The organism is Bacillus sp. D48C, from assembly GCF_053345735.1.
The window spans coordinates 161,205-168,350 of the sequence record NZ_JBKFAQ010000012.1 but is presented as its reverse complement, the minus strand read 5'-3'; the positions used below and the strand labels follow the sequence as shown (position 1 = coordinate 168,350).

Sequence of the window (7,146 nt, the reverse complement as noted above, 5' to 3'; positions counted from 1 at the left end):
TTTGCGACTTCCTTATGTTAACATCTTCATTTTTCAATGTCAACTAAGTTTTTCAATTTCTTTTTTGTCGTTTTCTGCGTTTCCGCATCAGCGACGGTTATTAATATATCATGCAGTATATACAGGGTCAATACTTTTTACAAAAAAATTTCACATCCCGTTAAAAACTTAAAAATCGCTGTAAAAATCATTATAGCACCCATTCATTCTTCATGGCTCCCCTCCTATCCATTTCATATCTTATCCCTTTATCAATTTACACGAGAGTGAAAATTCTAAATTTTATGTTATATTATTATTATAGGAGTGTGGTGAGAATGAGCATTAAGTATTCAAACAAAATCAATAAAATCCGGACCTTTGCATTAAGTTTAGTATTTATCGGCCTCTTCATTGCATACTTAGGTGTCTTTTTCCGCGAAAACATTATTGTTATGACAACGTTTATGATGGTTGGCTTTTTAGCTGTTATCGCTAGCACTGTCGTTTACTTTTGGATTGGTATGTTATCTACTAAGACTATCCAAATTATTTGTCCAAGCTGTGATAAGCCAACAAAAATGCTCGGCCGTGTCGATGCATGTATGCACTGCAATCAACCTTTAACACTAGATCGAGATCTAGAAGGAAAAGAATTTGATGAAAAGTATAATAAGAAGAGTTATAAATCATAAGTATCAAGGGAAATACGAGTTTGCAACACTACAAACGTTTCAACTCATTAAAAAGTTGATTTCTTAAGAAATCAACTTTTTAATTGTTTTATTAAATTTATTACACCTATTTTTTCGAAATAACAGTAAACATCCCTGTCATGTTAGGCGAATAATCTTTAAAATCATATTTTTCGTAGAATGACGTTTTACCTTGCGACGCAAACAAACCAATGAATGCTTTATCTGGAGCATTCTGATTTAAGTATTCTACTAAAGTATTCATTATTTTCTTTCCAATACCATTCTTTTGATACTCTGGATGAACCACTATATCTTGAATATAGAAATAGATAGCCCCATCACCAACAATTCTCCCCATGCCGATGATTTGATTATTATCCTTGACTGTTATACAGTAAATCGAATTTTGAAGTGATATTTCCGCCACCTCAAAGTTCATATAATTAGTCCATCCCACAGAATCACATAAATATTTATATTCTTCCAATGTTGGAATGTCACTTTTAATCTCATATTTCTTCAAAATGTCCCCTCCAAGAATTCATTTCCACCAATACAAAGTAAATTCGACAAACTTTTATCTAACCCTTCTTACTAACTTAGCACTGTAAATCCCGATTAACCTCACGCTAATCCTTATATAATAAAGAAAGAGGCTGACGTATAGCCGTCAGCCTCTTTCTTTATTATATATTACGCCTTATGACACTCTGGACAAACGCCATAAATTTCTAAGCGATGACTATTAATAACGAAGCCTGTCGTTTTTGCAGCTTCCTCTTCAAGTTGTTCCAAACCTCCATAAGGAAAATCAACAATCTTACCACATTTTTCACAAATCACATGATAATGTTGACTTGTAACATAATCAAATCTACTTGAAGCGTCTCCATAAGTTAATTCCTTTACAAGTCCAACCTCTTTAAATACACGTAAGTTATTATAGACAGTTGCAACACTCATATTTGGAAACTTACCTTCTAATGCTTTATAAATGTCATCCGCTGTTGGGTGCGTCATTGATTCCACAAGGTACTCTAAAATAGCATGACGCTGTGGAGTAATGCGTACACCCGTATTTTTCAGCATTTCTAGCGCTTCTTTTAATTCTTCTTTGACCACCGTCATGCACCCCGATTCTATACGGATTATTATTTTATAATTCTTATAAAGAGTGTACTCCTTTTCTTATAAATCGTCAATATTTCTACTATAAGTATGTGGTTTATTTTTATATTCAGAGCTTGTTTTTATGTATCTTTCCCTTTTTCTTCATATATTACATAGAAAAAAGTGCGACATAATCGCACTTGGAATACTATCATCTGAGGAGGTATGCCCTACACTTCCACTTTATGTAAGGCAGTAAAATATGTATAGACACTTGCCTTGTTTCTGCATATTTTATCTCCACTATAGATTTATTTTATATAAGAAAGAACATCCTCAATATGTCCTTTCACTTTCACTTTACGCCACTCTTTTACAAGTTCACCGTCTTTATTAATAAGGAATGTAGAACGCTCGATTCCCATATACTCTTTCCCAAAGTTCTTTTTCAGCTTCCAAACATCATATAACTCTGCTACTTTATGATCTTCATCTACTAAAAGTGTAAATGGCAATTCATGTTTCTCAATGAATTTCAAATGTCTATTCGCTGAATCAGGACTTACTCCAAGAATAACCGTATCCTTCTCTTGAAATACTCCATACGCATCACGAAAATCACATGCTTCAGTTGTACATCCTGGCGTCATATCTTTCGGGTAAAAATAGAGAACTACATTTTTACCGCGGAAATCAGCTAGGCTAACTTCTTCTCCGTTACTTCCCTCTAATGTGAATTCTGGTGCCATTTCTCCTACTGTAATCATAGTTATCACTCCTACTCTTTTCCTTTACTATAACAAATGCTTCCTTATTTTTCATTGTCTATTACAGACCTCATCACAAAAGCAAAAGGGAGTGTATATCCAATTAGCGCTTCTGCAATTGCAATCCATCGCCCAATTCCAATCGGAGATATGTCACCATATCCAACAGACAATAAAGTAACTGCGCTAAAATATAAACAAACTTCAACGAGTTGAAAAGAATGAGCGTTCAAACTTTCTCCGTCCTCTTTCAAAACTGCGAAACCCATTTCCTCTAATACAACGTAACTTAATCCAAACGCGATCAGTACTGTTGTATAGATTAAAAATAATGTGGCCAAATTATACAGCGAAAAAAAACGCGTTGAATCTGAATAGGAACTCCATAATAATTGGACACTTTTCAAAATAGCGATTGCTGCAAGTAATAGAATAAATCCCCATAACATGTCCTCCACCTCATTTTATATGTATGAGACGACCATTGGATTTATCCCTTAGAAACAAACAAGCTTCTATAATTAATTCCCAGCACCACGGTACCTTTTTACCCCTTGATTCCAAAGAGTGATTGCAATCGTAAAACAGATAACACCAACAATTGGCGTCGCGAATGCATAACTATTCCATTCTGTTTTTCTTAAAAAGTATGCTGCTGGATATACTCCAACAAACGCAAACGGTAAAACAAACGTTAAAATGAAACGAATTACACGATTATAAATATTAACAGGATAGCGCCCGTAATTACCTATGTTATACATAAGGGGCATAATTGAACTTTTCGCATCTGACCAAAAACCAAGGCTCGCAAGCGTAACAAATATCCCTCCATATACAAGTGCGCCTCCTCCTACCATCAATATAAATAAGAAGAAATCATACCAGTAAAAAGATAATTGTAACTCTACAGCTGCATATCCCATTACAATCATTCCTGTAATGGCCCCAATTAAAGACTCAAGTTCCATTCTTTCTAATATAATTTGAAACAAGCTATGAATCGGTCTCGTTAATATACGATCCATCTCCCCTTTAATAATGTAACGATCATTAAAGTCCCATATGTTAAAGAAAGCTGAGAAAATGGCAAACGGCACTAAAAAGAAACCATAAATAAAGATTACTTCTTCTCTACTCCAGCCTTTTAATGCTTGTGTATGCCCAAACACAACGAGAATAAAGATTAAATTAACAGCCTGTAGTGATAAATCAGAAAGTAATCCAACGATAAAATCGCCCCGATACTCCAATTTTGTTTTTATATATTGGCTTGCATATTGCAAAAATAGTTTTATATATATCATCTCATCATCCCCCTTGTACAATTAGACGTTTTCTCGCCGTTCTCCACATAAGTACAATTGGAATAATAAGGACAATCGCCCAAATTACTTGGAATAATAATGCCTCATACAATTTATTTCCTTGTATACCTTCTGAAAAAATCATACTCGGAATATAACTAATGGCTTGAAACGGTAAAAACATCATTGCCTTTTGGGCCCATAACGGATAAAAACTAATCGGTAATAATAGACCAGAAAATAAATCAATAACAACGCGTTTTGCATACATAATTCCACTATTATTAAATAGGAAGAACGTGAGCATTCCCGTCATTAAATTAATTTGTGTATTAATAATAAAACTAAATATTAGAGACAAGAAGAAATATAACCACGTTTGAAAATTCGTTGTAATTTGCAATGAAAATAATAACGTAACGATAACCATACCTGGAATTGAAAAAAATGCAAAACGAAATATCCCTTCCCCAAGACCTTGCATCACTTTCATCCCTAAATAATTATATGGACGAATTAGTTCTACCGCTACACGTCCTTCTTGAATCTCCATCGCAATTTCCCTATCTATATTATTAAAATAAAAGGCACGTGCCATCCACGCAATTGCGATATACGTAGTCATTTGCGAAATAGATAAACTTTCAATGTTCTCTTTTCCGCTATAAATTGCTTGCCATAAAAAATAATACGCACCGATATTAATCGTATAAATTAAAATCCCGCTATAATAATTTGTGCGATACGCAAGCATCATTAAAAAGCGAATTCGAATCATTTCAATATACTTACCCATGTTTAATACCTTCTTCATAAATGTTACGAATAATTTCCTCTGTAGACACTTCATTAATTTTTAAATCTTTAATTTGAAAGGCTTGTACTACTTTAGAAATAAGCATTGAAATAATAACTTCTTCATTCGGTATTTTTGCAACCCACGCGTTTTCCTCTTTCGCTTTCGACCAAACGACATGACTATCTGGCATAACCATTGATAAAGCCTGATAGGAAACTGGTGCAATAAACTGAAAATGTATTTCCTTCTCTGCTCCCCACTGCGTACGAAGATTATTTAAAGAACCGTCATACATAATATTTCCTTCATCCAGCATGATAACACGCTCACATAATGCTTCAATATCAGTAATATCATGGGTTGTTAATAAAATTGTTGTTTTATAACGTTCATTCATTTCTTTTAAAAATTCACGTATTTTCAATTTCACAAGTACATCTAGCCCAATTGTTGGTTCATCTAAAAATAATAACGGTGGGTTATGAATTAATGCTGCCGCTAATTCACAACGCATTCTTTGACCTAGAGATAACTTTCGAACTGGCTTATCTAATAAAGGACCAATATCTAACGTTTCAATCACGTGTTCCATATGCTCTTTATACTGAGCGTCTGATACACCGTACACTTTTTTTAATAAACGAAAAGATTCTTGTACAGCAATATCCCACCAAAGTTGTGAACGTTGACCGAAAACAACACCAATGGTTCTTACAAATTCTTCTCTCTGCTTATGTGGGTTCATCCCATTTACTAAAATCTCTCCTGATGTCGGAGTCAAAATCCCCGTAAGCATTTTAATTGTTGTTGATTTACCAGCACCGTTCTCACCGATATAACCAACCATCTCACCTTGTTTTACAGTAAAAGATACATCATTTACTGCTGGTACTATTTTATAATTACGATTTAATAAATCGCGAAATGCACCCTTTAAACCCGGACGACTTGAATAGGCTGTAAATTCTTTACGTAACCCTTGTACCTCAATTACCGATTTCATAATCGGACCCCCCTCCTAAATGTCACAACGAATAGTTTACCCAACTGCCTTCTCTATCACAAACAATACGTCTTTTCGAAAAACATGTTAGAATAATACATAGATTTTTGTAAGGAGATGAATGGTAGTGAAATTCACAAAATCAGAAGCATTACATAAAGAAGCTTTAGAACATATCGTTGGCGGCGTTAATAGTCCTTCTCGTTCTTTTAAAGCAGTTGGCGGTGGCGCTCCTGTTGCTATGGAACGTGGAAAAGGTGCTTATTTCTGGGATGTAGACGGAAATAAATATATCGATTATTTAGCAGCATACGGTCCTATTATTACTGGACATGCTCACCCGCACATCACAAAAGCAATTACAACAGCTGCTGAAAATGGTGTACTTTACGGAACACCAACAGCGCTAGAAGTAAAATTTGCAAAAATGTTAAAAGAGGCAATGCCTGCTTTAGATAAAGTACGCTTTGTAAACTCTGGTACTGAAGCAGTAATGACGACAATTCGTGTTGCTCGTGCTTACACAGGCCGCACAAAAATCATGAAATTTGCTGGTTGTTACCACGGTCATTCTGATTTAGTACTTGTAGCAGCTGGATCTGGTCCTTCTACACTAGGAACACCTGACTCAGCCGGCGTACCACAAAGTATCGCTCAAGAAGTTATTACTGTTCCATTTAATAATGTAGAAACTTTAAAAGAAGCGTTAGATAAATGGGGACATGAAGTAGCGGCTATTCTTGTAGAACCGATTGTTGGAAACTTCGGTATTGTAGAGCCAAAACCTGGATTCCTTGAGAAAGTGAATGAACTTGTTCATGAAGCTGGCGCACTAGTAATTTATGATGAAGTTATTACCGCTTTCCGCTTCATGTACGGTGGTGCTCAAGATTTACTTGGCGTAACACCAGACTTAACAGCTCTTGGTAAAGTTATTGGCGGCGGACTTCCAATCGGTGCTTACGGTGGTAAGAAAGAAATTATGGAACAAGTTGCTCCGCTTGGCCCTGCATATCAAGCAGGTACAATGGCAGGAAATCCTGCTTCTATGGCATCCGGTATTGCTTGTCTAGAAGTTCTTCAACAACAAGGACTTTATGAGAAATTAGATGAACTTGGTGCCATGCTTGAAAAAGGAATTTTAGAGCAAGCTGCAAAACATAATATCGATATTACATTAAACCGCCTAAAAGGCGCTTTAACTGTATACTTCACAACAAATACAATTGAAGATTACGATGCAGCACAAGATACAGACGGTGAAATGTTCGGTAAATTCTTCAAGCTAATGCTTCAAGAAGGAGTTAACTTAGCACCTTCAAAATACGAGGCATGGTTCTTAACGACAGAACATACAAAAGAAGATATTGAATATACAATTGAAGCTGTAGGCAGAGCATTTGCTGCTTTAGCAGATAGCAAATAATCTCGTCATTAAAAGGAAAAAAGAAAGCACATCTTTCTTTTTTCCTTTTTTCTATTT

At 35.2% G+C, this 7,146-nt stretch carries 9 protein-coding genes; 2 read left to right on the top strand and 7 right to left on the bottom strand.

Going from position 1 to position 7,146, the window contains the following annotated elements; translation table 11 throughout:
* Positions 1–317: 317 nt before the first annotated feature.
* Positions 318–674, top strand: a complete 357-nt coding sequence (locus ACLBXA_RS24105) for a YgzB family protein (protein ID WP_000025067.1) — start codon at positions 318–320, stop codon at positions 672–674.
* Between the two features lie 106 nt (positions 675–780).
* Here ACLBXA_RS24105 and ACLBXA_RS24100 read toward each other — a convergent pair whose 3' ends face one another.
* The 7 genes from ACLBXA_RS24100 to ACLBXA_RS24070 form a co-directional block, all read right to left on the bottom strand.
* Positions 781–1,200 (bottom strand): GNAT family N-acetyltransferase, encoded by a 420-nt coding sequence (locus ACLBXA_RS24100; RefSeq protein ID WP_000759743.1) that lies wholly within the window; start codon positions 1,198–1,200, stop codon positions 781–783.
* Between the two features lie 170 nt (positions 1,201–1,370).
* Complete coding sequence (perR, locus tag ACLBXA_RS24095; protein WP_000237831.1) at positions 1,371–1,799, bottom strand: peroxide-responsive transcriptional repressor PerR; 429 nt, start codon at positions 1,797–1,799, stop codon at positions 1,371–1,373.
* A 299-nt stretch (positions 1,800–2,098) separates the two neighbouring features.
* On the bottom strand, positions 2,099–2,554 hold the full coding sequence (bcp, locus tag ACLBXA_RS24090) for a thioredoxin-dependent thiol peroxidase (RefSeq protein WP_000633711.1): 456 nt from the start codon (positions 2,552–2,554) through the stop codon (positions 2,099–2,101).
* A gap of 44 nt (positions 2,555–2,598) precedes the next feature.
* Complete coding sequence (locus tag ACLBXA_RS24085; protein WP_000964360.1) at positions 2,599–3,003, bottom strand: potassium channel family protein; 405 nt, start codon at positions 3,001–3,003, stop codon at positions 2,599–2,601.
* A gap of 72 nt (positions 3,004–3,075) precedes the next feature.
* Positions 3,076–3,861, bottom strand: coding sequence for an ABC transporter permease (locus ACLBXA_RS24080; protein ID WP_000639350.1), 786 nt, complete (start codon positions 3,859–3,861; stop codon positions 3,076–3,078).
* Positions 3,862–3,865: 4 nt separating this feature from the next.
* A complete protein-coding gene (locus ACLBXA_RS24075; protein WP_000521515.1) occupies positions 3,866–4,657 on the bottom strand; it encodes an ABC transporter permease in 792 nt (263 codons plus the stop codon).
* Positions 4,650–5,663, bottom strand: a complete 1,014-nt coding sequence (locus tag ACLBXA_RS24070; protein ID WP_000843649.1) for an ABC transporter ATP-binding protein — start codon at positions 5,661–5,663, stop codon at positions 4,650–4,652. The genes ACLBXA_RS24075 and ACLBXA_RS24070 overlap by 8 nt, the downstream gene beginning before the upstream one ends.
* A gap of 121 nt (positions 5,664–5,784) precedes the next feature.
* Here ACLBXA_RS24070 and hemL point away from each other — a divergent pair, with 121 nt between their 5' ends.
* Positions 5,785–7,089, top strand: a complete 1,305-nt coding sequence (gene hemL, locus ACLBXA_RS24065) for a glutamate-1-semialdehyde-2,1-aminomutase (RefSeq protein WP_086402977.1) — start codon at positions 5,785–5,787, stop codon at positions 7,087–7,089.
* The last annotated feature ends 57 nt before the right edge of the window (positions 7,090–7,146 follow it).

Bases quoted from the DNA above. Each gene is read 5' to 3' on its own strand.
- ACLBXA_RS24070 (WP_000843649.1), bottom strand. From the start codon at position 5,663: ATGAAATCGGTAATTGAGGTACAAGGGTTACGTAAAGAATTTACAGCC.
- ACLBXA_RS24085 (WP_000964360.1), bottom strand. From the start codon at position 3,003: ATGTTATGGGGATTTATTCTATTACTTGCAGCAATCGCTATTTTGAAA.
- ACLBXA_RS24105 (WP_000025067.1), top strand. From the start codon at position 318: ATGAGCATTAAGTATTCAAACAAAATCAATAAAATCCGGACCTTTGCA.
- ACLBXA_RS24075 (WP_000521515.1), bottom strand. From the start codon at position 4,657: ATGGGTAAGTATATTGAAATGATTCGAATTCGCTTTTTAATGATGCTT.
- ACLBXA_RS24080 (WP_000639350.1), bottom strand. From the start codon at position 3,861: ATGATATATATAAAACTATTTTTGCAATATGCAAGCCAATATATAAAA.
- bcp (WP_000633711.1), bottom strand. From the start codon at position 2,554: ATGATTACAGTAGGAGAAATGGCACCAGAATTCACATTAGAGGGAAGT.
- hemL (WP_086402977.1), top strand. From the start codon at position 5,785: ATGGTAGTGAAATTCACAAAATCAGAAGCATTACATAAAGAAGCTTTA.